Genomic DNA, 23,975 nt, shown 5'->3' on the forward strand with positions numbered 1-23,975 from the left:
CCGTGATGACGGCGGCGCGCGACGGCGACTTCACGAAGGCACCGGAGACGGGTCACGGCCTGGTGGCCGAACTGACCGCCGCCTTCAACCAGATCATGGACCGCAGCACCCACTTCAACTCCGAGACGCAGCGCGTCAAACGGGAGCTGATCCGCCACGGCCGCCTGGACGAACGCCTCTCGGCCAGCCCCGGCCAGGGCGGCTGGACCTCCCGCGTCAACGACGTCAACCAGCTCCTCGACGCCCTGGTCGCCCCGGCCGCCAACGCGACCCGCGTCCTGGACGCGGTGGCGGGCGGCGATCTGACCCAGCGCGTCGATCTGCACGACGGCAGCAGGCAGTTGCGCGGTGATCTACGGCGGCTTGGCCGGGCCGTGAACAAGATGGTGGACCAACTCTCCCTGTTCACCGGGGAGGTGACCCGGGTCGCCCGCGAGGTCGGCACCGAGGGCAGACTTGGTGGACGCGCCAAGGTGCAGGGCCTGTCGGGCAGTTGGCGTGATGTGACCGAGGCGGTCAACACGATGGCGTCCCGGCTGACCGCGCAGGTGCGGGACATCGCCCTCGTCACGACGGCGGTGGCGCGCGGCGACTTGACCCGTACGGTCACCGTCGAGGCGACCGGCGAACTGCTCGAACTGAAGCTCACCGTGAACACGATGGTCGATCAGTTGTCGGCTTTCGCGGACGAGGTGACGCGCGTGGCGCGCGAGGTGGGCACCGAGGGCCAGTTGGGCGGGCGGGCACAGGTGCGGGGCGTGTCAGGGGTCTGGAAGGACCTCACCGACAACGTCAACTTCATGGCGTCGAACCTGACTTCGCAGGTCCGCAACATCGCCCAGGTGACGACGGCCGTGGCGAACGGCGACCTCTCGCAGAAGATCACGGTCGACGCGCAGGGCGAGATCCTCGAACTCAAGTCGACCATCAACACGATGGTCGACCAGCTCTCCGCCTTCGCCGACGAGGTCACGCGCGTCGCCCGCGAGGTCGGCACCGAGGGCAACCTCGGCGGACGCGCCCAGGTGCGGGGTGTCTCCGGCGTCTGGAAGGACTTGACCGACAACGTCAACTTCATGGCGGACAACCTGACTTCACAGGTCCGCAACATCGCGCTGGTGTCGACGGCCGTGGCACAGGGCGACCTCGGCAAGAAGATCACGGTGGAGGCGAAGGGCGAGATCCTGGAGCTGAAGTCGACCATCAACACGATGGTGGACCAGCTGTCGGCCTTCGCGGACGAGGTGACGCGCGTGGCGCGCGAGGTCGGCACGGAGGGCAACCTCGGCGGGCAGGCGCAGGTGCGGGGCGTCAGCGGGGTCTGGAAGGACCTGACGGACAACGTCAACTTCATGGCCCTGAACCTGACTTCACAGGTACGGAACATCGCCCAGGTGACCACCGCCGTGGCCAACGGCGACCTGTCGAAGAAGATCACCGTCGACGCGCGAGGCGAGATCCTCGAACTCAAGGACACCGTCAACACGATGGTGGAGCAGTTGCGCGCCTTCGCCGACGAGGTGACCCGGGTGGCCCGCGAGGTCGGTACCGACGGCCGACTCGGCGGCCGGGCCCAGGTGTTGGGGGTCTCCGGTGTCTGGCGCGACCTGACCGACAACGTCAACTACATGGCCGACAACCTGACTTCACAGGTCCGGAACATCGCGCAGGTCGCGACGGCGGTGGCGCAGGGCGACCTGTCGAAGAAGATCGACGTGGACGCGCGCGGCGAGATCCTGGAACTGAAGACCACCATCAACACGATGGTCGACACCCTCTCCTCCTTCTCCTCCGAGGTCACCCGGGTGGCCCGCGAGGTCGGCTCCGAGGGCCAACTCGGCGGCCAGGCAAGGGTGGAGGGCGTCTACGGCACCTGGAAGCGCCTGACGACCAACGTGAACGAACTCGCGCTGAACCTCACCACACAGGTCCGCGCGATCGCCGAGGTGGCCTCCGCGGTGGCGCAGGGCGACATGTCCCGCTCGATCACGGTGGAGACCCAGGGCGAGGTCACCGAGCTGAAGGACAACATCAACCTGATGGTGGCCAACCTCCGCGAGACGACCCGCGCGAAGGACTGGCTGGAGTCCAACCTGGCCAGGCTCGCCGCGCTGATGCAGGGGCACCGGGACCTGATGGAGGTCGCCGACCTGATCCTGCGCGAGCTGACGCCGCTGGTGAACGCCCAGTACGGGGCGTTCTTCCTGGCCGATCCCGACGAGGACAGCCTGCGGGCCGCGATCCCGGCCAAGGGCCTCGCGTTCATCGCGGGGTACGGGTCCGCGCAGGCCGCGACCGTCGACACGGGCGGGATGCCGGTGCACGGTCTGGTACGGCAGGCGGCGCGGGAGAAGAAGCGGATCCTGGTGGAGGAGGCCCCGCCGGGCTACATCAAGATCAACAGCGGGCTCGGGGAAGCCGCCCCGGCGAGCGTGGTCATCATCCCGATCATCTTCGAGGACAAGCTCCTCGGGGTCATCGAACTGGCCTCCTTCTCCCGCTTCTCCGACGTCCACCTCGCGTTCTTCGACCAGTTCGTGAACACCATCGGCGTCGCGATCAACACCATCATCGCCAACTCCCGCACCGAGTCCCTGCTCGGCGAGTCCCAGCGGCTCGCGATGCAGCTGCAGGAACGTTCGGACGAACTCCAGAAGCAGCAGGCCGAGTTGCAGCGCTCCAACGCCGAACTGGAGGAGAAGGCGGCCCTGTTGGCCACCAGCTCCCAGTACAAGTCGGAGTTCCTAGCCAACATGAGCCACGAACTGCGCACCCCGCTCAACTCACTGCTGATCCTGGCGCGCTTGTTGTCGGACAACCCGGACGGTCATCTCTCCGACCAGGAAGTGCAGTTCGCGACCACGATCCACCGCTCCGGCTCGGACCTCCTCCAGCTCATCAACGACATCCTCGACCTCTCGAAGATCGAGGCCGGCCGGATGGACGTACGCCCCAAACGACTCCCCCTCATCAAGCTCCTCGACTACGTCCACGCCACGTTCCGCCCGCTCACCCTGGACCGGGGGCTCGCCTTCGAGGTGTCGGTCGGCGAGGACGTACCGCGCGAGATGTGGTCGGACGAGCAGCGGCTCCAGCAGATCCTGCGCAACCTGCTGTCCAACGCCATCAAGTTCACCGCGACGGGACGGGTCGAACTCCGCGTCAACCGGGTCAAGGACCCCGACCACCGCTACTCCCACGACAGCGACGAGGTCATCGCGTTCGCCGTCTCCGACACCGGCATCGGGATCGCCGCCGAGAAACTCCCGGTGATCTTCGAGGCGTTCCAGCAGGCCGACGGCACCACCAACCGCAAGTACGGCGGTACGGGGCTCGGGTTGTCGATCAGCCGGGAGATCGCCGGGCTGCTCGGCGGCCGTATCGTCGCGGAGAGCGAGCCGGGCCGCGGCTCGACCTTCACGCTGTACGTGCCCGTCGTCAGCCCCGGGCACGCGGCGACCGGGCGGACCTCCGAGGACCGGGAACTGCCCGCCGTGGACGAGCAGTTGTCCGCCGAGCCGTTCACCGGGCACGAGGTGGACGACTCGTGGCCCACGCCCACCAAGCTGGAGGCGTGGAAGGCCGGTCGCGCGGGTCAAGTGCTGCCGGGGCGGCGGGTGTTGATCGTGGACGACGACATCCGCAACGTCTTCGCGCTCACCCACGTCCTGGGCCGCGTCGGCATGCCGGTGCTCTACGCGGAGAACGGCCGCGAGGGCATCGAGACCCTGGAGCGCAACCCCGACGTCGAACTCGTACTGATGGACATCATGATGCCGGAGATGGACGGCTACGAGACCATCGCCGCCATCCGCCGCGCCCCGCGCTGGACCGGCCTGCCCATCGTCGCGCTCACCGCCAAGGCGATGCCCGGCGACCGGGAGAAGTCCATCGCGCGGGGCGCCAACGACTACGTGCCCAAGCCCGTGGACGTGGACCAGCTGCTGACCGTCGTCTGCGCCCTCCTGGACCCCGAGGCCGAGGCCGAGGCCGAGGACGGCGCGGCGGCGGACATCGCGGGGACGGATGCGGGTACCCGGGGAGACGGCGGCACCGCCGAGGACTGAGTGAGGCACAGCCATCATGAGCGCTGAGGCAACGACCGACGACAGTGCCGGCATCCTCCTGGTCGACGACATGGAGGACAACCTGATCGCACTGGAGGCCGTCCTGGGGTCCCTCAACGAGCCACTGGTACGCGCCCGTTCGGGCGAGGAGGCGATGAAGGCTCTGCTGCGGCAGCGCTTCGCCGTCGTCCTGCTGGACATCCGCATGCCGGGCATGGACGGCTTCGAGACCGCGGCCAACATCAAACGGCTCGACCAGACCAAGGACGTCCCGATCATCTTCCTGACCGGCTCGGACTCGGACGCGGGGTACGCGTTCCGGGGGTACGCCACGGGCGCCGCCGACTACTTGACCAAGCCGTTCGATCCGTGGGTGCTGCGGGCGAAGGTGACCGTTTTCCTCGAACTGCACCGGAAGAACCAGCTGTTGGAGCGGATGCTGGCGCGTGAGCAGAGGCAGTTCGAGGAACTGGCGTCGCGACTCAAGGAGATCGAGGCGCGGGTGGCCGCGAGCACGGTGGACGAGGTACAGGAACTTCGGCACCAGGTATCGGAGATGGGACAGCTGGTACGGGACATGCGCCGAGGGCGGGGACGTTAGGCCCCACCCCCGGCATCCCCCGGTCACGCCTCGCGTGAACCCGCGTACATGTCGTCGATCAAGTGCTTGTACTCCCGTTCCACCACCGGGCGCTTGAGCTTGAGGCTCGGGGTGATCTCGCCGTGTTCCACGTCGAGGTCGCGCGGGAGGAGGCGGAACTTCTTGATGGTCTGCCAGCGCTGGAGGCCCTCGTTGAGTTCCTTGACGTAGCCCTCGATCAGGGCGACCGTCGCGGGGGCGGCGACGACCTCGGCGTAGGACCTGCCTTCGAGGCCGTTCTCCTTCGCCCAGTCCAGGATGGACAGCTCGTCGAGGGCGATGAGCGCGGTGCAGAAGTTCCGGTCGGCGCCGTGCACCAGGATGTTGGAGACGTACGGGCACACGGCCTTGAACTGGCCCTCGACCTCGCTGGGCGCGATGTACTTGCCGCCGGACGTTTTGATGAGGTCCTTCTTGCGGTCCGTGATGCGGAGGTAGCCGTCGGGGGACAGTTCGCCGATGTCGCCGGTGTGGAACCAGCCGTCCGGCTCCAGGACCTCGGCGGTCTTCTCGGGCAGCCCGTGGTAGCCCTCCATGATGCCGGGGCCGCGCAGCAGGATCTCGCCGTCGTCCGCGATGCGCACCTCCGTGCCGGGCAGCGGCTTGCCGACCGTGCCGGTGCGGTAGGCCTCACCCGGGTTCACGAAGGAGGCCGCGGAGGACTCGGTCAGGCCGTAGCCCTCCAGGATGTGGATGCCGGCGCCGGCGAAGAAGTAGCCGATGTCGGGCGCGAGCGCGGCCGATCCGGAGACGCAGGCGCGCAGCTTGCCGCCGAAGGCCTCGCGGATCTTCGCGTAGACCAGCGCGTCCGCCACCTTGTGCTTGGCGGCGAGGCCGAAGGGCGCGGTGGCCGTGCCGGTGCGGCGGAAGTTGTCCTGGGTGACCTTGGCGTACTCGCGGGCAACCTCCGCCGCCCACAGGAAGATCTTGTACTTGGCCGCGCCACCGGCCCGCGCCTTGGCCGCGACCCCGTTGTAGACCTTCTCGAAGATGCGCGGAACGGCCGCCATGTACGTCGGCTGCACGATCGGCAGCTGCTCGATGATCTTGTCGACCCGGCCGTCCACGGCAGTGACGTGCCCGATCTCGATGTGGCCGGACGTGAGCACCTTGCCGAAGACGTGCGCCAGCGGCAGCCACAGGTACTGGACGTCCTCGGGGCCGAGCAGCCCGGTCGCGGCGATGGCCTTCGCGAGATACGACCAGTTGTCGTGCGGGAGGCGGACGCCCTTGGGGCGGCCGGTGGTGCCGGAGGTGTAGATGATCGTCGCGAGCTGGTCCTTGGTGATGCCCGCGATCCGCTCCTTGATCAGATCCGGGTTCTTCTCCAGGTACGCGGCACCACGCTGCTCCAGCTCGGCCAGGCTCAGCACCCAGTCGCCGGTCTCGCCGGTCTCGCTCGTTTCTACGCCGGTCGGGTCGATGACCACTACATGCGTCAGCTCGGGGAGTTCGGCGCGCTTCTCCACGGCCTTGGCGAGCTGCGTCGCGTCCTCCGCGATCAGGACCTTGCTGCCGGAGTCGGCGAGGATGAACGTCGACTCGTCGGCGTTGGTCTGCGGATACACCGTGGTCGTGGCGGCACCGGCGCACATGATGCCCAGGTCGGCGAGGATCCACTCGATCCGGGTGGCGGAGGCCAGCGCGACGCGCTGCTCGGGCTGTACGCCCAGTTCGATCAGACCGGCCGCGATCGCGAAGACCCGCTCGGCGGCCTGCGCCCAGGTCAGCGACTTCCAGTCGTCGGGGCCCTCGCCGGAGGCCGCGGGCACCGGGTGACGGTAGGCCTCGGTGTCCGGCGTGGCCGCCACGCGCTCCAGGAAGAGGCCCGCGACGGACGGCGGCCGGTTCTCGATCAGGGTCTGTGTGTCGCTCACGACGTCCTCCGGGGGCCCGCGACGGTGCGGCTGGCTCAGTGCTACGGCTGTTGTTTAACTCGCGAGTAACCATCGAGCAGTGATCAGAGTAAAGCGCGACCGCCCGGTGCGTAAGGGGCGGCGGACTGTCGCTTCCTACAGAGCCAGGACCCGGGGCCCGCCGCGCGACAGCACGACGGGCCCCGGGGATCGCCTCGGTTGCTCCGGAATCCCGGTACGGTTTCCTCCGGAATCCCGGTGTACGGGCCCGCTACTTCTTGCCCTTGGCTCCGGGACCGCTGTCGTCGCTGGAGAGCACCGCGATGAACGCCTCCTGGGGAACCTCCACGGAACCCACCATCTTCATCCGCTTCTTGCCCTCCTTCTGCTTCTCCAGCAGCTTCCGCTTACGCGAGATGTCACCGCCGTAGCACTTGGCGAGGACGTCCTTGCGGATGGCGCGGATCGTCTCGCGGGCGATGACCCGGGAGCCGATGGCCGCCTGGATGGGCACCTCGAAGGCCTGCCGCGGGATCAGCTCGCGCAGCTTGGCGACCAGCCGCACGCCGTACGCGTACGCCGCGTCCTTGTGCGTGATCGCCGAGAAGGCGTCCACCTTGTCGCCGTGCAGCAGGATGTCGACCTTGACCAGGCTGGAGTCGACCTCGCCGGTGGGCTCGTAGTCCAGCGAGGCATAGCCACGGGTCTTGGACTTCAGCTGGTCGAAGAAGTCGAAGACGATCTCCGCGAGGGGCAGCGTGTAGCGGATCTCCACCCGGTCCTCGGAGAGGTAGTCCATGCCGAGCAGGGTGCCGCGCCGGGTCTGGCACAGCTCCATGATCGAACCGATGAACTCCGACGGCGCGAGGATCGTCGCGCGCACGACCGGCTCGTAGACCTTGTCGATCTTCCCCTCGGGGAACTCGCTCGGGTTGGTGACGACATGCTCGCTGCCGTCCTCCATGTCGACCCGGTACACCACGTTCGGTGCCGTCGCGATCAGGTCGAGCCCGAACTCGCGCTCCAGCCGCTCCCGAATCACGTCCAGGTGCAGCAGCCCGAGGAACCCGACGCGGAAACCGAAGCCCAGCGCCGCCGAGGTCTCCGGCTCGTAGACCAGCGCGGCGTCGTTGAGCTGAAGCTTGTCGAGGGCCTCGCGCAGCTCCGGGTAGTCGGACCCGTCCAGCGGATACAGGCCCGAGAAGACCATCGGCTTGGGGTCCTTGTAACCGCCGAGCGCCTCGGTCGCGCCCTTGTGCAGGGTGGTGATCGTGTCACCGACCTTGGACTGGCGGACGTCCTTCACCCCGGTGATCAGATAGCCGACCTCGCCGACCCCGAGCCCGTCCGCGCCGAGCATCTCCGGCGAGTTCGTCCCGATCTCCAGCAGCTCGTGCGTGGCGTTCGTGGACATCATCCGGATCTTCTCGCGCTTGGTGAGCAGTCCGTCGATGACACGGATGTACGTCACGACACCGCGGTAGGAGTCGTAGACCGAGTCGAAGATCATCGCGCGGGCGGGCGCGTCCGCGTTCCCGACGGGCGCCGGGACCTCCTTGACCACCTTGTTGAGCAGTACGTCGACACCGAGCCCGGTCTTCGCGGAGACCCTGAGAACGTCCTCGGGGTCACAGCCGACCAGGTTCGCCAGCTCCTCCGCGAACTTCTCGGGCTGCGCGGCCGGCAGGTCGATCTTGTTCAGCACGGGGATGATCGTGAGGTCGTTCTCCATCGCCAGGTAGAGGTTGGCGAGGGTCTGGGCCTCGATGCCCTGGGCGGCGTCCACGAGCAGCACGGTGCCCTCGCAGGCGGCGAGCGACCGCGAGACCTCGTACGTGAAGTCGACGTGTCCCGGGGTGTCGATCATGTTGAGGATGTGGGTACTGCCCTTGTCGGCCCCGTCGGTGGGAGCCCACGGCAGACGCACCGCCTGGGACTTGATCGTGATGCCGCGCTCGCGCTCGATGTCCATGCGGTCGAGGTACTGAGCACGCATCTGCCGCTGGTCGACCACTCCGGTCAGCTGGAGCATCCGGTCGGCCAGGGTGGACTTGCCGTGGTCGATGTGCGCGATGATGCAGAAATTGCGGATCAGCGCCGGGTCGGTACGGCTCGGCTCGGGCACATGGCTGGGGATCGCGGGCACGCAGGGTCCTGATTCTTGAGGCGTCCGCAGTGTCTGCGGTCTCGGGTCGGATCGATACGTAGGCTCCATGGTCCCACGCGTGGGAGGTGCGGTCCGGTTTGGGCCGGTGCGAGACGGTAACGGATCGGGCCGCGGTAGCCGGGTGGAAGCTGGTTTGGGTGGGTCGGTGGGCTGCTGGTAGCCTGAGTAGCTGTGTCTCATGCCCTCTCTTGCACGAGTTCGGCACGGGACACACCCCAAGAAAAATCATCGGCCCGGGACCCGTGCGGCCCCGTGCCAGAACCTGCAAAGGCTCATTCGTGGCGAACATCAAGTCCCAGATCAAGCGGATCAAGACCAACGAGAAGGCTCGGCTGCGCAACAAGGCCGTCAAGTCCTCCCTGAAGACCGCGATCCGCAAGGCCCGCGAGGCCGCTGCCGCGGGTGACGTCGAGAAGGCCACCGAGTACCAGCGCGCTGCCGCGCGTCAGCTCGACAAGGCCGTCTCGAAGGGCGTCATCCACAAGAACCAGGCCGCCAACAAGAAGTCGGCGCTTGCTTCCAAGGTCACCGCGCTCAAGGGCTGATCCTTCCGCACTTGCCTCGGCCCGCGCTCGCGCGGACCGGACCAGTAGCAATCCGCCGTGAGGACAACGTCGAGCCCTCTACCTCGATTCACGGACAGACATCGTGGTCGCCACGCCACGTACAGTGCCCCCGGACCCACTTCGGGGGCATTGCTGTTTTCCGGCCGGATGCCTCCGGGGGCCTGCCGCCTGGCTAAGGGCAGGGCAGACGGTCAGAAGGGCATGAGGTCAGGAGGGCATGAGGTCAGGATTGTCCCCGGGACCTAGCGGCCCGGGCGATCGTGACGACCGCCTTCTCCAACGCGTACTCCGGATCGTCCCCACCACCCTTCACTCCCGCGTCCGCCTCGGCCACCGCCCGCAGCGCGACGGAGACCGCGTCCGGTGTCCAGCCCCGCATCTGCTGCCGCACCCGGTCGATCTTCCACGGCGGCATCCCCAGCTCACGCGCCAGATCCGCCGGCCGCCCGCCACGCGCCGACGACAGCTTCCCGATCGCCCGCACACCCTGCGCCAACGCGCTGGTGATCAGCACCGGCGCCACCCCGGTGGACAACGACCACCGCAGCGCCTCCAGCGCCTCCGCCGCCCGCCCCTCCACGGCCCGGTCCGCGACCGTGAAGCTCGACGCCTCGGCCCGCCCCGTGTAGTACCGCCCGACGACCGCCTCGTCGATGGTCCCCTCGATGTCGGCGACCAACTGGGAGACCGCGGCCGCCAACTCCCGCAGATCACTGCCGATCGAGTCGACGAGCGCCTGGCAGGCCTCCGGCGTGGCCGATCTCCCGGTCGCCCGGAACTCGCTCCGCACGAAGGCCAGGCGGTCCGCCGGCTTCGTCATCTTGGGACAGGCCACCTCCCGCGCGCCCGCCTTGCGCGCGGCATCGAGCAACGCCTTGCCCTTGACCCCGCCCGCGTGCAGCAGCACCAGGGTGATCTCCTCGGCGGGCGCCCCGAGATACCCCTTCACGTCCTTGATCGTGTCCGCGGACAGATCCTGCGCATTGCGTACGACCACGACCTTGCGCTCCGCGAAGAGCGAGGGACTGGTCAACTCGGCGAGTGTGCCGGGCTGTAGCTGGTCCGAGGTCAGGTCACGTACGTCCGTGTCGGCGTCGGCGGCCCTGGCGGCGGCCACCACCTCCTGCACGGCACGGTCGAGCAGGAGGTCCTCCTGGCCCACGGCAAGCGTCACCGGGGCGAGAGGGTCGTCATTCGCAGTCTTCTTGGCCATCTCGTAAAGCATCGCACGCGGCACTGACAACGGGGTGCGGGTGAGGGCGGGTGCCTGCGGGGGCATGGAGCGGGGCCGGTGTCGGTGTCGGCGCTGTCTGCCCGTGGGTGGGCTCGTGACTGTTACGGCTCCTCGCGCCAGCCGTCCCACTCCCCCGCGAACGCGTCCAGCTCACCGGGGTCGAGCCGTCCGTGCTCGTCCCGCAGCACAAGCAGCCACTGCGCGTCCTCGGCATCGTCCTCACCGGCCAGCGCGTCCCGCACCAACTGCGGTTCCTCGTCGAGGGCGAACCGCTCCCCGAGCGCCTCTGCCGCCTCCTCGGCCGTGTCACGGTCGGGCAGCACCAGCACATGTCTCACATCACTCACGGGAACATCTTCCGGTACGGCCGCGGGCTCGCGCGCACACCCCCACGATCACGCCGGTGTGCGCACCGTCGGCACCTCCCCCAGCTCGATCCCGAACCGCTCCCGGTACACCGCCAACACCTCCTCGTCCGTGGCCAGTTCACGCACGTCCCGGGTCCCGTCCGCCGCCGTCACCGTCAGGCCGCGACCGCTGAGCGTGATCCTCCCTCCGTCGTCCGTGAGCCGCGAGCAGACCAACGACTGCGTGAAGTGCGACGCCGGCGAGGTGGTCTGCCACCACGCCGCTGCCACGAAGTCACCGAGCACCCGGGGCCGCGTCTCCAGCCGGTACTCGGGCTTTCCGTTCCGGACCACGTCCAGGTCCGTCTCCGCCACGTCCCCGTCACTGGCCGACGCGGCGACCCTGAACATGCCGCCGGGATCCTCCTGTTCACCCCGTTCCTCATAGGCCAGCGGATAGTGGCTGTGCGTCCCGAACCCCACGTCGGCCAGCCACACACTCCCGTCCACCGTCCGCACCCGCAGCGCAAGATGGTCGTACGGGATTCCCAGCCGCCCGCCGTCCCCGTACACCCGCGCCGACAGCAGCGCGACATCGAATCCCAGCGCGGTGAGCAACGCCCCGAACAATCCGTTCAGTTCGTAGCAGAACCCGCCCCTGCCCGCGCCCACGATCTTGTCCAGCAGCCGCTTCTCCTCCAGCACGATCTCCTCTCCCAGATGAATCGACAGATTCTCGAAGGGCACGGTCTGCAAATGGCGCAGATGCAGTTCGCGAAGGACGTCGACGGTGGGCAGCGCCGGGCGCGGAACTCCCAGCCGGTGGAGGTAGGCATCAACCTGTGCGGGATTCATGCCCCCAGTCTCACGCCAGCGGCGGCTGGGTGCCTGTGCGGCGGGGCTCGACGCCGGGGGGAGGGCCCCCTCCCCCCCCTCCCCCCTCCCTCCCCTCCCCCGCCCCCACCTCCCCGCCTCCCTCAGTTCCGTGTCACCCGCAGCCCGGCCCCTTCGCCTCCCACCGCCAAGGCCCCGTCCAGGTCCGTCCGCAGGACCACCGCGCCCATCTCGCGGAGCGCCGCGACCGTGGTGGGGGCCGGGTGTCCATAGGGGTTGTCCGCACCACAAGAGATCAGCGCCAGCCGTGGGGCCACCCTGCGCATCAGGTCCGGGTCCTGGTAGGCCGAACCGTGGTGGGCCACCTTGAGGACGTCCACGCCTCCCAGCAGCGCCGCCGCCGGTGACCTCAACAGCTCCTGCTGGGCCGGGGGTTCGAGATCCCCGAGCAGCAGTAGGCGCAGCCCGGCCGTGCGGACGAGCAGCGTGACACTCGCGTCGTTCGGGCCGTCCTGGTCCGGTACCGGTTCCGGTGGCGGCCACAGCACCTGCCAGGAGAGCGGACCGGCTCGTCGCTGTTCCCCGGCGACGGCACGGGTGATCGGGATGTGTCGTTCCGCTGCCGCTCTCCGTACGAACTCGGCCTGGTCCGCGGGCTCTTCAAAGGATGTCGTCTCGATCGCGCCCACCGAGCGGCCCCGCAGCACTCCGGGCAGCCCGGCTACGTGGTCGGCGTGGAAGTGGGTCAGGACGACCAGCGGAATCCTGGTGATGCCGAGCGTGCGCAGACACTGGTCGACCAGCTTCGGATCGGGTCCGGCGTCCACGACCACACCGGTGCCCTTGCCCGCCGCGAGCACCGTCGCGTCACCCTGTCCGACGTCGCACATCGCGAACCGCCAGCCCGGCGGCGGCCATCCTGTGATCACCCGGGTGAGCGGCGCCGGCTCGACCACGATCAGCAGGAGCAGCAACCCGCAGACACCGCACAGCCACGGATGCTTCAGCAGCCGCCGGCCGACCAGCGCGAGGACCGCGACGGCTACGGCGAGCAGCAGCGCCCCCGTCCAACTGCCCGGCCAGTCCACTCCCCCGCCGGGCAGCGCCGCGCCGGTCCGGGCCACGTCCGCGATCCACCCGGCGGGCCAACTCGCGCCCCAGGCAAGGACCTTGGCCACCGGCATCATCACCGGTGCCGTCGCCAGCGCCGCGAAGCCCAGCACCGTGGCCGGGGCGACGGCGATCTCCGCGAGCAGGTTGCACGGCACCGCGACCAGGCTGACCCGCGCCGACAGCACGGCCACGACCGGTGCGCACAGTGCCTGGGCGGCGGCAGCGGCTGCCAACGCCTCGGCCAGCCGCGGGGGAACCCGGTGCCGCCGCAACGTCTCGCACCAGCGGGGCGCGAGCGTGAGCAGGGCTCCGGTGGCCAGCACGGAGAGCAGGAAGCCGTAACTGCGGGACAGCCACGGGTCGTACAGCACCAGGAGCAGTACGGCCGTCGCCAGTGCCGGGATCAGTGATCTGCGGCGTCCGGTCGCCAGGGCGAGCAGTGCGACGGCACCGCAGGCCGCGGCCCGGAGCACGCTCGGGTCGGGCCGGCACACGACGACGAACCCGAGTGTGAGTACCCCTCCGAGCATTGCGGTCGCCCGGAGGGAGATCCCCAGGCGCGGTGCCAGACCTCGGCGTTCGACGAGTTGGGCCAGACCGGGCGGTCCGATGAGGAGGGCGAGCAGGATGGTCAGGTTGCTTCCGGAGACGGCGAGGGTGTGCGCGAGGTCCGTCTCCTTGAAGGCCTCGTCCAGCTCGGGTGTGATGCGTGCGGTGTCGCCGACGACCAGCCCCGGCAGCAGGGCTCGCGCGTCCGCGGGCAAGCCGTCGGTGGCCTCACGCAACCCGGCCCGCAACCGCCCCGCGAACCGCTGCGCTCCGGACGGCTTCCCCACCACCTCCGGCACCGGCTGGTTCCGTACGCGCAGCACGGCCGCCACTCGGTCCCCGCTCGTCAGGGAGGGCGCCAGCCGCGCGGTCACCCGAAGCCGCGTGGACGGCAGCAGCCCAAGCCAGGGCGAGTGCTCCGGCCCACCGGCGGATGTGCGCGGATCGACGATCAACAGCACCGGTGCCCGTGTCTCCACGACCGTCCCGTCCGTCCGCTCCACCCGCCGTACCTCGCCCTCGATGAGCACGGAGACCGGAGCCGCGTGATCCCCGCTGATCCGGGGCCGGGTCAACCGTGGATCGGAACCCACGTCCACCTCCGCGGTCACGGACGCGTACTGCCGCGCCAGCTCGGGCACCGGCCCACGGCGCAGATCCGCCCCGTGCAACCCGGCGGAGGCGGCGGCTGCCGCGATGGAGAGGAGCAGGGCGGCGATGGAGGCACGGGGCCAGGAGGCCCGGGAAGGATGGGCCGGTGTTGGGGGTGGCTCGGGGTGAGTGGGCGGTCGGGAGACGGCACGGCTGCCGCCCACCCCGCCCCGCCGTCGCGCCAGCAACAGCACAATCCCCGCCACCAGTGCGGCAACCCCGACTCCAGTGACCCAAGCCGGTGACGCGTCCAGCGCCAGCGCGGCTGTCGCCCAGGCGGCGAGCGCGGGCGGTACGAGGCGTAGGTCTGTCGGGCCTTCCTGGTGGGGGTGCGCGGCGCCCCGCCGGTTCCCGGAGGAGGTGTGCACGGTACGGCGGGACGAGGCGTCGTGCTGCGGCGTGGGGCGTGGAGTCCCGGCCTCGCGCGAGTCGTCGTGGACGTGGGTCATGGCCGGACCAGATCCCGTAGATCGGCGAAGCGGCGGTCGCCGATGCCGTTGACCTGGCGCAGTTCGTCCACCGAGCGGAAACCGCCGTGCTGGGTGCGGTAGTCGATGATGTGCTGGGCCAGCACAGGGCCCACCCCCGGCAGGGTGTTGAGCTGGTCCGCGGTGGCCGTGTTGAGGGAGACCGGAGCGCCTGGAGCGGCCGCCACGCCGGTGCCCGTTGCTCCCGTCGCACCAGGCACCGCGGCGGGTGTCGGCCCCCCGACGACGACCTGCTCGCCGTCCACAAGGAACCGAGCGAGGTTGAGCCCCTCGGTGTTCGTGCCCGAACGCAGCCCGCCCGCCGCCCGCAGCGCATCCGTCACCCGCGAACCGGCCGGAAGCCGATGAACCCCGGGTTCACGGACCTTGCCGCTGACGTCCACGACGATCTCGCCGCCGGCGGCGCCTGCCGCACTCGATACGCCCGTCGCCCCGGCCGAGGTACGCGGCCCGGCCGCTTTGCCCGTGGTGCCGCCCCCTTCACCGCTCCCTGTCCCGTAGGGAGCCGCCGCCCGCACCACCTCCGGGGCCCGCACGGGCTGGGTCCGGCCCACCCAGAAGTGCTGCACCGCGAAGACCGCGGCCACCACGAACAGCACACCGAGCGCGACCACGCTCCGCCGCTCCAGCCCACACCGCGTCTGCACCCACACCGGCATCCGCTCCCGCAGCGCCGCCTTGGCCCGCTCGCGCCAGGCCCCTACCTCACGGCCGCCCTCGGCCCCGGCATCTTCAGCATCCCCGGCGTACGAGGCGTCGGACTCCGGCCCAACACTCGCCGGCCCAACACCCCCCGTCCCAGCACTCGCCAGCGCTCCCGTCCGAGCCGACGCCCGGGCCGCCACCCACTCCCCCGGCGCCGGAACCACCCGTTCCCCACCCGGTGGCCCGTTCCCCAACTCCCTCCGTTCTCCTACGCGTTCGGCGAAAAGGAGTTCCGCGCGTCGCCGGAGTTCGTCGGCCGAAGCCTGGCGGTGTGCCCGGCCCCGGGTCGGTGTGCGGCGATGGCGGGTGCGGCCGTCCGAGGACGGGGCGCGGCCCGGGCCGCTGGTCGCGGTCGCTGTGTGTGAGCGTGATCGAAGTGCCATGCGCCGAGGATCGGGCATCTCGCCACTTCGCGATGATCTTGGTCAATTCCCGGGGACGGCCGCCCAGTTGTGGATAACTCAGTCACCCGCACGAGTGACCGGTCCCGGCGAAAAGCTACGCACGCCACAGACGCCAGCCGTAAGCCACCAACCGTCAGCCGTCAGCCGTCAGCCGTCAGCGCGGCGAAACCACAGCCCCCAACAGCCCAGGCCCGGTGTGCGCCCCGATCACCGCCCCGACCTCGCTCACATGGAGGTCGGCCAGGCCGGGCACCCGTACCCGAAGGCGCTCCGCGAGGGCCTCCGCGCGCTCAGGTGCGGAAAGATGGTGGACGGCGATGTCGACCTGCGCGCTGCCCGCCCGCTCGGCAACGATCTCCTCAAGGCGGGCGATCGCCTTCGACGCCGTCCGGACCTTCTCCAGAGGTTCGATGCGCCCGCCCTCCAGCTGGAGCAGCGGCTTCACGGCGAGCGCGGAGCCCAGCAGGGCCTGTGCGGCGCCGATACGGCCGCCCCGGCGCAGATAGTCGAGGGTGTCGACGTAGAAGTAGGCGGAGGTGCCCGCGGCCCGTTTCTCCGCGGCCGTGACCGCCTCGTCGATCGTGCCGCCCGCCTCCGCGGTCTCGGCCGCGGCGAGTGCGCAGAAGCCGAGCGCCATCGCGATCATGCCGGTGTCCACGACCCGGACCGGTACCGGTGCCTCGCGGGCCGCGAGGACGGCCGCGTCGTAGGTGCCCGAGAGTTCGGCGGAGAGGTGGAGGGAGACGATGCCGGTGGCGCCGGACTCGGCGACCTTGCGGTAGGTCTCGGCGAAGAGCTGGGGGCTGGGGCGTGAGGTGGTGACCGGGCGTCGCTTCTGCAAGGCCTGGGCCAGGGAACGGGTCGAGATCTCGGTGCCCTCTTCGAGTGCCCGGTCGCCGAGGACCACGGTCAGCGGCACTGCTGTGATGCCGTGGCGCTCCATCGTCAGCGGCGGCAGGTAGGCCGTTGAATCGGTGACGATCGCGACATGGCGGGACATGAGCTGGAGGTTACCTGCCGTAGCGGCCGGGCGGCAGCCCGACCCCTTTCACCTGGGCCGGAACCGGCCGGATCACACCGTGCCGCACGCTCGGGCGGTGCCGCCCGGTCAAGTCGTGCTCTCGGGGCGGGGTTTCTTCTGCCAGGGGTAACTGGGTCGCCGGGCCGGCGGGGTGATGGCGGAGGGTGCGGGCTCCTCGGTGGCGGGGCGGGAGCGCGGGGTCTCGGGCCATGTCTGGTGGGCCGTCGTGGCGTCGGCGGCCGGGGCGTCGGGCCATGGGGGTGGTGCGTGCTCCGACTTCGTCCAGTGCCGCAGGGCTCCTGCCTCCACGTCTATCTGGGCGCTGAGCGCGTCGAGGTCGTCCTCCGCGAAGCGGCCGGCGCGGTCGCGGGCGGCCCAGCGCAGCGAGTCGGCGGATGTCGTGATGCGCTCGGTGCGCTCGCGCAGGGCGGGCAGTCGCTCGGCGAGCATTCTGCGGTCCGGCTCGGACTCCAGGCGTTTGAGTTCGCCGTCGAGTTCACGGCCGTGGGCGCTGAGGCGCTCGAAGAGGCCGAGGGACTCCTTGAGTGACTCGTCCTCGGTCGCTCCCGCGCGCAGCGCGTCCTGGGTCGCACGCATCGATGTGCGCAGCGCGAGCCGGAGTTGGGCCACCTGTCCCTGCGGGCCGGGCTGGGCGAGGGACTTGGCGCGCAGGGTGTGGTCCTCGACCGAGCGCCGGGCCTGCGCGACCGTACGGTCGACGCCTCGCTTGGCCGCGCCGACCGCCTTCACCGCCGCATAGCCGCCCGCGACCACGAACAGCAGGAAGAGAAGGGCGAAGACTGCGATCACGGCTTCCAACGCTCCTCCACCGGCTCCGGGCGGCACACGCCGCGCCGCTCTTCAACGGTAAACGCAAAGGGCAGGCCCGGAGTTCCAAAAGAACCCCGAACCTGCCCGTAGGGGACTACCCCGAGGCGCTCACCGCGCCCCCGTCGAAGGACCGCGGTGGAGCGCCGAAGGACTACGCCGGAACGATGTTGACCAGCTTCGGCGCCCGCACGATGACCTTGCGGATGCCCGCGCCCTCCAGCGCGGCGACGACCTTCTCGTCGGCCAGCGCGACCTTTTCCAGCTCGGCGTCGGAGATCGTCGGCGGGACCTCCAGGCGTGCCTTGACCTTGCCCTTGATCTGCACGACGCAGGTCACGCTCTCGTCCACGACGTACGCCGGGTCGGCCACGGGGAAGTCCTGGTGGACCACCGTGTCGGTGCGGCCCAGCTTGCGCCACAGTTCCTCGGCGACGTGCGGGGCCAGCGGGGCGATCAGCAGGACCAGGGACTCGGCGACGGAGCGCGGCACCGCGCCGCCCGCCTTGGTCAGCTGGTTGTTCAGCTCGGTGATCTTGGCGATGGCGGTGTTGAAGCGCAGCCCGTGCAGGTCCTGGCGGACGCCGTCGATCGCCTTGTGCAGGGCACGCAGCGTCTCCACGGGGATGTCGGCGTCCGGGACGTCGACGACGGTGACCTCGCCGGTCGTCTCGTCGACGACGTTGCGCCACAGCCGCTGGAGCAGTCGGTACTGGCCCACCACCGCGCGCGTGTCCCACGGTCGGGACACGTCCAGGGGGCCCATGGCCATCTCGTACAGGCGCAGGGTGTCGGCGCCGTACTCGTCGCAGATCTCGTCCGGAGTGACCGCGTTCTTCAGGGACTTGCCCATCTTGCCCAGCAGCCGGGAGACTTTCTCGCCCTGGTAGTAGTGGGCGCCGTCGCGCTCCTCGACCTCGGCGGCCGGCACCGGGAAGCCGCGGCCGTCCCGGTAGACGTAGGCCTGGATCATGCCCTGGTTGAACAGCTTGTGGAACGGCTCCGGGGACGAGATGTGGCCCAGATCGAACAGCACCTTGGACCAGAACCGGGCGTACAGCAGGTGCAGTACGGCGTGCTCGGCGCCGCCGACGTACAGGTCGACGCCGCCGTGGGGCATGCCCGCGCGGGGGCCCATCCAGTACTGCTCGATGGCCGGGTCGACCAGCTTCTGGTCGTTGTGCGGGTCCAGGTAGCGCAGTTCGTACCAGCAGGAACCGGCCCAGTTGGGCATGGTGTTGGTCTCGCGGCGGTACTTCCGGGGGCCTCGTCCGTCGCCCAGGTCGAGGGTGACGAAGACCCAGTCCTCGTTGCGGGACAGGGGTGTCTCCGGGGACGTGTCGGCGTCGTCCGGGTCGAAGGTGCGCGGGGAGTAGTCCTCGACCTCCGGCAGCTCCAGGGGCAGCATCGACTCGGGCAGCGAGTGGGCGACGCCGTCCTCGTCGTAGACGATCGGGAAGGGCTCGCCCCAGTAGCGCTGGCGGCTGAACAGCCAGTCGCGCAGGCGGAAGTTGACGGTTCCCTCGCCGATGCCCTTGCGGGCCAGCCACTCGGTGATGCGGGCCTTGGCCTCGGCGACGGGCAGGCCGTCCAGGGAGATGTCGTCGTTCGAGGAGTTGATGATCTTCGCGTCGTAGGACCCGAAGGCGTTCTCCCAGGTGGACGTGTCGGTGCCGCGGCCGTCGGTGGGCTCGACGATGCAGGTGATCGGCAGCTCGAAGGCGCGCGCGAAGTCGAAGTCGCGCTGGTCGCCCGCGGGGACGGCCATGATCGCGCCGGTGCCGTAGCCCATCAGCACGTAGTCGGCGATGAAGACGGGGATGCGGTCGCCGTTGACCGGGTTGGTGGCGAACGCGCCGGTGAAGACACCGGTCTTGTCCTTGGCCTCGGCCTGCCGCTCGACGTCGGACTTGGTGCCGGCCTGCGCGCGGTAGGCGGCGACGGCCTCCCCGGGGGTGGCGTGCGAGCCGGTCCACACGTCGTGGGTGCCCTCGGGCCAGGTGGCCGGGGTGAACTTGTCGACCAGAGGGTGTTCGGGCGCCAGCACCATGTAGGTCGCGCCGAACAGGGTGTCGGGGCGGGTGGTGAAGACGGTGATGTTCTCGCCGTCGACGGGGAAGTCGACGCGGGCGCCCTCGGAGCGGCCGATCCAGTTGCGCTGTTGCAGCTTGATGGCCTCGGGCCAGTCCAGCTCCTCCAGGTCGGACAGCAGCCGGTCGGCGTAGGCGGTGATGCGCATGTTCCACTGGCGCAGCTTGGCCTTGAAGACGGGGAAGTTGCCGCGCTCGGAGCGGCCGTCGGCGGTGACCTCCTCGTTGGCCAGGACGGTGCCCAGGCCGGGGCACCAGTTGACCGGCGCTTCGGAGGCGTACGCCAGGCGGAACTCGCCCAGGACGTCGGCTCGTTCGGTGGCGGTCAGGTCCGGCCACGCGCGCGTGTGGCCCGGTACGGCGCGCTCACCGGACTCGAACTGGGCGATCAGCTCGGCGATCGGGCGGGCCTTGTCGGCCTCGTCGTCGTACCAGGAGTTGAAGATCTGAACGAAGATCCACTGGGTCCACTTGTAGTACTCCGGGTCGATCGTGGCGAACGACCGGCGCTTGTCATGACCCAGGCCCAGGGCGCGCAGCTGGACCTTCATGTTCTCGATGTTGGCCTCGGTGGACACGCGCGGGTGCGTGCCGGTCTGCACGGCGTACTGCTCGGCGGGCAGGCCGAAGGCGTCGAAGCCCAGGGTGTGCAGCACGTTGTGACCGGTCATCCGCTGGAACCGGGCGAACACATCGGTCGCGATGTAGCCCAGGGGGTGGCCGACGTGCAGGCCCGCACCGGAGGGGTACGGGAACATGTCCATGATGAACTTCTTGGGGCGGGCGGCCAGTTCGGGGTCTCCGGCCAGGTCACCGCTCGGGTTCGGGGCCTCGTAGGTGCCCTCGGCGTCCCAGAAGTCCTGCCAGCGTGCCTCGATGTCCGCGGCCATGGCGGCCGTGTAGCGGTGCGGCGCGACCACCTCGGCGGCGGCAGCGGGGTTCGTCTCGCTCATGATCCTCAAAGCTCCATCGATCGTCTCTGCCAGCGGCTGCGTCGTTCGGGCTGTGATATTCACCAAACGAAAAATCCCCTCGCACAGGAGGGGACGCCGCGCCGATTCCGACCTCACCGCTCACCGGTGGTCGGGACTGATCAGCGCGGCTCGCTAAGCAGAAGGCGTACGGCACGCATGGCATGAGGGTACCGCAGCGCTTGAGCACAACGCGACGCGCTTCCGTATCACCCTTGGCACCCTGACCACACCGACCAACACTGAACCAAGTTCAAGGACTACCTTCGCGTACCACCCACTACGGGACATCGCAGCAAGCGCATTGTCGTTTGATAACAACGCAATAACTCAAACCTCGTACCCACCGGTATGGAGCCACTTAGAGTTCGGCAGCGGGACCGCTTTCCCGATACTGCTCGGAGTTGCCCCCATGAACGCTCGTCGTAGTACCAGTTCGCTCCCCAAGCCGGGCCGTTCGGCCTATGGCGTGGTGAGCCTCGTCGTCCTGATCTTCATACCCGTGTTCGTGCTGGCCGGAGGCAGCCAGGTACAGGACTTCCTCAACTTCGGCGCAGGCGTCCTCTGCCTCGTCTCCCTGACCTGCTCGGTGATCTGGGGGCTCGTCGCCCAGGACCGGGTCGTCCTCAACATCCGCCAGCGGATCGTGGCCCAGGGCATCCACCGGGTGACCGCCGTCGGCTCGATCGCGTTCCTCGTGATTCACATCACGGTCAAGCTGGCGCTCGACCACACCGTCCTGATCGCCGCGCTGATCCCGTTCAGCCTCGGCGTGAAGGGCAGCGCCGGGCTCATCGGCCTCGGCTCCCTGGCCGGCCTGCTCATGATCTTCGTGGGCATCACCGGCGCCCTGCGCAACCAGTTCGCGTCGCCGGCGCCGGTGGCCGCCCGCTGGCGCGCGATGCACATGCTGGCCTACCCGGCCTGGTGCGCGGCGCTGGTCCACGGTCTGTTCGCGGGCCGCGCGGCGAAGCCGTTCTTCATGATCTCGTACGAGCTGTGCCTGGTCGGGGTCGCCGCGGCCCTCGCCCTGCGCTCGGCGCCCCGCCCGTTCAAGCGCAAGTTCGCCGACAGGATCGCCATGCTCCTGGGCAACGAGGAGCGGCCGGGTCTCGACGAACTCGACGCGAGCCGGGGCCGCGTGGGCGAGTCCGCGCTGCCGGGCTTCGAGAGCCGGCGTCCGGCCGAGGGCCGGCGCGCCGCGCGGCAGCCCTCGTTCACCGAGACCGGGTCGATGCCGCGCGTGGACCCGGCCGCCGCGCAGTACGAGACGAGGTCCATGACCCCGGTCGCCGACACCAACGGCTTCGCGGCCGCCTACCGCACCGCCACGCCGGAGTCCACCGGCCAGATGCCGTACGTCACCGACCAGACCCCGCGCGCGGACAACGGCGGCAGCACCTCCGGAACCTGGCCGGTCCCGTCGCCGCCGCCGGTCGGCGAGGCGCCGCCGTCGGCCTACGACCCGCTCCAGGACACCGGCTACAACATCCCGACATACAACAACAATGCGGGCGCCGGCGGGTACGGCGACGGATACGTGTACCCCACCGGTGAGTCGAACGGCACCTCCGGTACGTACAACCCTGGTGACACGTACAACAGCGGTCCCGCCACCGATCAAACGCCCAACGCTTCGTACGACTTCGACGCGCAGGGCGGCTCGGGCGAACCTTGGAACACGCCTTCCGGAGGCTATAGGTGAACGAGGCCCTGCCCGACGTCCCAGAAGTCCGCGTCGTCGGGCTTCCTCAGCTCACATCGGGCTTCGACCTTGTCGAGAGACTTGACCTGCCCATGCACCTCAAGGTGCACGGGCCGCTCGAACCGATGGGCGGGGAGCAGCTCGCGAAGCTCTCCGAGGCCATCAACCTGAAGGGCCGCGGCGGCGCGGGTTTCCCCTTCCACAAGAAGCTGCGTTCGGTCGCCGAGGCAGCGATCAAACGCGGTGTACGGCCGGTCGTCGTCGTCAACGGCAGTGAGGACGAACCGGCCTGCCGCAAGGACACGGTGCTCATCAACCGTGCCCCGCACCTCATCCTGGACGGCGCCCTGCTGGTCGCCGAGGCCCTGGGTGCCCGCACGCTCGTGGTGGGGGTCACCCGTGAGTCGACGCAGCGCTCCATGGAGCAGGCTCTCGCCGAGCGCGGCCTGAGCAACACCCGCCGCTCGGCACTGAAGGCGTTCGTCCAGCGCAACCCGGTCCGCATGGTCACCGGTGCCGCCGCGTCGCTGATCCGCTCGATCGACGGCGGCCCGGCGATCCCGCCCGGCCGCAAGGTCAGCGCCTCCCAGAACGGCGTCGGCGGCGCCCCGACCCTGCTCTCGAACGCCGAGACGTTCGCCCAACTCGCCATCGCCGCCCGCATCGGCCCCGAGCGCTACGGCAACACCGGCCTCTACGACGAGCCCGGCACCGTCATGCTCACGGTCTCCGGGGCCGTCGCGCGCCCCATGGTGCTGGAGGTCCCCACGGGTGTGCCGCTGCGCTACGTCCTTCAGCTGGCCGGCGCCCCGCCGGTCCCCCAGGGGGTGCTGACGGGCGGTTACCACGGCAAGTGGATCGACGCGGCGACGGTCAACGAGGCGATCGTCTCCCGCAACTCCCTTGACGCGGTGGGCGGTGCGCTCGGCGCGGGCGCCATCATGCCGATCACCCAGGAGACCTGCCCCCTGGGCGAGTCACTGCGCGTGGCCCAGTGGCTGGCCGACGAGAGCGCGGGACAGTGCGGTCCCTGCTACCTCGGTCTGCCCGCCGCCGCGCGCGGCATGGAGGACATCCTCAACGGCGGCGGCCCGGCCGCCCTGGAGGCGCTGAAGCAGGTCGCCAAGGCCGTGAAGCGGCGCGGTGCGTGCTCGCACCCGGACGGCTCGGCGATGTTCCTGGAATCGACCATCAAGGCGTTCACGGACGACCTCGCCGCCCACGTCCTCGGAAACGGCTGCGGAAGGCCCGTGGAGGGCGTTCTGCCGCTCTTCGAGGGCGGCCAGCTCCCCGCGGGCATCACGAGCGGCGCGGAGGCCGAGGACAACGGTCCCAGCCGTCAGAAGATCTACGTCGACTGGACGCTGTGCCGGGGCCACGGTCTGTGCGCGGACATCCTCCCGGAGGTCTTCGAACTCGGCGCGGACGGCTTCCCCACCGTCGCGCAGGCCCAGGTGCCGCGTTACGCGGAGGCGAAGGCGCTCCGCGCGGTGCGCCGTTGCCCGGCGCTGGCCCTCCGCCTGGAGGAGGAGACGGCACGGGACAAGGGGCCCGCGCGCAACCTGCCGGTCCTCTCCCAGGGCCGCGGCCGGCGGGCACTGGGCCGCTGAGCACACGGACGGCGGGCCGCCCTCTTCTCAAGAAGGGGCGGCCCGCTGGACGAGTTCGCGCTGATCCTCTACCTCGACGACGTGTACTGGACCGAGGCGGGCCGCAAGAGCGTCGAGGCGGTGGTTCTC

Annotated in this window: 15 protein-coding genes; 5 read left to right on the forward strand and 10 right to left on the reverse strand. The window is 69.8% G+C overall.

The window, feature by feature from the left end:
• The first annotated feature begins 5 nt into the window (after positions 1-5).
• Both ACWIHT_RS38550 and ACWIHT_RS38555 read left to right on the forward strand, forming a co-directional pair.
• Positions 6-4,067, forward strand: a complete 4,062-nt coding sequence (locus ACWIHT_RS38550; protein WP_456173185.1) for a HAMP domain-containing protein — start codon at positions 6-8, stop codon at positions 4,065-4,067.
• Between the two features lie 16 nt (positions 4,068-4,083).
• Positions 4,084-4,668, forward strand: a complete 585-nt coding sequence (locus ACWIHT_RS38555) for a response regulator (protein ID WP_456173169.1) — start codon at positions 4,084-4,086, stop codon at positions 4,666-4,668.
• 23 nt (positions 4,669-4,691) lie between these two features.
• On the opposite strand, the gene ACWIHT_RS38560 is transcribed toward ACWIHT_RS38555, so the two are convergent.
• Entirely contained in the window at positions 4,692-6,584 is a 1,893-nt protein-coding gene (locus ACWIHT_RS38560) for an AMP-dependent synthetase/ligase (RefSeq protein ID WP_456173170.1), read from the reverse strand.
• Positions 6,585-6,834: 250 nt separating this feature from the next.
• Positions 6,835-8,709 carry a translation elongation factor 4 gene (gene lepA / locus ACWIHT_RS38565; RefSeq protein WP_456173171.1) on the reverse strand — a complete coding sequence of 625 codons (1,875 nt, stop codon included), beginning with the start codon at positions 8,707-8,709 and terminating at the stop codon, positions 6,835-6,837.
• Between the two features lie 299 nt (positions 8,710-9,008).
• Here lepA and rpsT point away from each other — a divergent pair, with 299 nt between their 5' ends.
• A complete protein-coding gene (gene rpsT, locus ACWIHT_RS38570; RefSeq protein WP_019074070.1) occupies positions 9,009-9,275 on the forward strand; it encodes a 30S ribosomal protein S20 in 267 nt (88 codons plus the stop codon).
• Between the two features lie 244 nt (positions 9,276-9,519).
• Here rpsT and holA read toward each other — a convergent pair whose 3' ends face one another.
• The 8 genes from holA to leuS all read right to left on the reverse strand — a co-directional run bounded on the left by holA (position 9,520) and on the right by leuS (position 20,513).
• Positions 9,520-10,509 carry a DNA polymerase III subunit delta gene (gene holA / locus ACWIHT_RS38575; protein ID WP_456173172.1) on the reverse strand — a complete coding sequence of 330 codons (990 nt, stop codon included), beginning with the start codon at positions 10,507-10,509 and terminating at the stop codon, positions 9,520-9,522.
• A gap of 122 nt (positions 10,510-10,631) precedes the next feature.
• Entirely contained in the window at positions 10,632-10,877 is a 246-nt protein-coding gene (locus ACWIHT_RS38580) for a hypothetical protein (RefSeq protein ID WP_201056499.1), read from the reverse strand.
• A 48-nt stretch (positions 10,878-10,925) separates the two neighbouring features.
• Positions 10,926-11,732, reverse strand: coding sequence for an arylamine N-acetyltransferase family protein (locus ACWIHT_RS38585; protein WP_456173173.1), 807 nt, complete (start codon positions 11,730-11,732; stop codon positions 10,926-10,928).
• A 122-nt stretch (positions 11,733-11,854) separates the two neighbouring features.
• Positions 11,855-14,473 (reverse strand): ComEC/Rec2 family competence protein, encoded by a 2,619-nt coding sequence (locus tag ACWIHT_RS38590; RefSeq protein WP_456173174.1) that lies wholly within the window; start codon positions 14,471-14,473, stop codon positions 11,855-11,857.
• A complete protein-coding gene (locus ACWIHT_RS38595; protein WP_456173175.1) occupies positions 14,470-15,600 on the reverse strand; it encodes a helix-hairpin-helix domain-containing protein in 1,131 nt (376 codons plus the stop codon). Before ACWIHT_RS38595 ends, ACWIHT_RS38590 begins: the two co-directional genes overlap by 4 nt.
• Positions 15,601-15,775: 175 nt before the next feature.
• Positions 15,776-16,621 carry a DegV family protein gene (locus tag ACWIHT_RS38600; RefSeq protein WP_456173176.1) on the reverse strand — a complete coding sequence of 282 codons (846 nt, stop codon included), beginning with the start codon at positions 16,619-16,621 and terminating at the stop codon, positions 15,776-15,778.
• Positions 16,622-16,729: 108 nt separating this feature from the next.
• Complete coding sequence (locus tag ACWIHT_RS38605) at positions 16,730-17,461, reverse strand: hypothetical protein (RefSeq protein ID WP_456173177.1); 732 nt, start codon at positions 17,459-17,461, stop codon at positions 16,730-16,732.
• A 163-nt stretch (positions 17,462-17,624) separates the two neighbouring features.
• Complete coding sequence (gene leuS, locus ACWIHT_RS38610; RefSeq protein ID WP_456173178.1) at positions 17,625-20,513, reverse strand: leucine--tRNA ligase; 2,889 nt, start codon at positions 20,511-20,513, stop codon at positions 17,625-17,627.
• A 430-nt stretch (positions 20,514-20,943) separates the two neighbouring features.
• On the opposite strand from leuS, the gene ACWIHT_RS38615 reads away from it, so the two are divergent.
• Both ACWIHT_RS38615 and ACWIHT_RS38620 read left to right on the forward strand, forming a co-directional pair.
• A complete protein-coding gene (locus ACWIHT_RS38615) occupies positions 20,944-22,236 on the forward strand; it encodes a cytochrome b/b6 domain-containing protein (protein WP_456173179.1) in 1,293 nt (430 codons plus the stop codon).
• Complete coding sequence (locus ACWIHT_RS38620) at positions 22,233-23,846, forward strand: NADH-ubiquinone oxidoreductase-F iron-sulfur binding region domain-containing protein (protein ID WP_456173180.1); 1,614 nt, start codon at positions 22,233-22,235, stop codon at positions 23,844-23,846. Before ACWIHT_RS38615 ends, ACWIHT_RS38620 begins: the two co-directional genes overlap by 4 nt.
• The last annotated feature ends 129 nt before the right edge of the window (positions 23,847-23,975 follow it).

The sequence above is a fragment of the Streptomyces sp. NPDC002276 genome, assembly GCF_053891435.1.

What these genes read in the sequence shown, in the direction of transcription:
- ACWIHT_RS38550 (WP_456173185.1), top strand. Translation starts at nt 6, where the DNA reads ATGACGGCGGCGCGCGACGGCGACTTCACGAAGGCACCGGAGACGGGT.
- ACWIHT_RS38555 (WP_456173169.1), top strand. Translation starts at nt 4,084, where the DNA reads ATGAGCGCTGAGGCAACGACCGACGACAGTGCCGGCATCCTCCTGGTC.
- holA (WP_456173172.1), bottom strand. Translation starts at nt 10,509, where the DNA reads ATGGCCAAGAAGACTGCGAATGACGACCCTCTCGCCCCGGTGACGCTT.
- ACWIHT_RS38585 (WP_456173173.1), bottom strand. Translation starts at nt 11,732, where the DNA reads ATGAATCCCGCACAGGTTGATGCCTACCTCCACCGGCTGGGAGTTCCG.
- ACWIHT_RS38590 (WP_456173174.1), bottom strand. Translation starts at nt 14,473, where the DNA reads ATGACCCACGTCCACGACGACTCGCGCGAGGCCGGGACTCCACGCCCC.
- ACWIHT_RS38595 (WP_456173175.1), bottom strand. Translation starts at nt 15,600, where the DNA reads ATGGCACTTCGATCACGCTCACACACAGCGACCGCGACCAGCGGCCCG.
- ACWIHT_RS38600 (WP_456173176.1), bottom strand. Translation starts at nt 16,621, where the DNA reads ATGTCCCGCCATGTCGCGATCGTCACCGATTCAACGGCCTACCTGCCG.
- leuS (WP_456173178.1), bottom strand. Translation starts at nt 20,513, where the DNA reads ATGAGCGAGACGAACCCCGCTGCCGCCGCCGAGGTGGTCGCGCCGCAC.
- ACWIHT_RS38615 (WP_456173179.1), top strand. Translation starts at nt 20,944, where the DNA reads ATGAACGCTCGTCGTAGTACCAGTTCGCTCCCCAAGCCGGGCCGTTCG.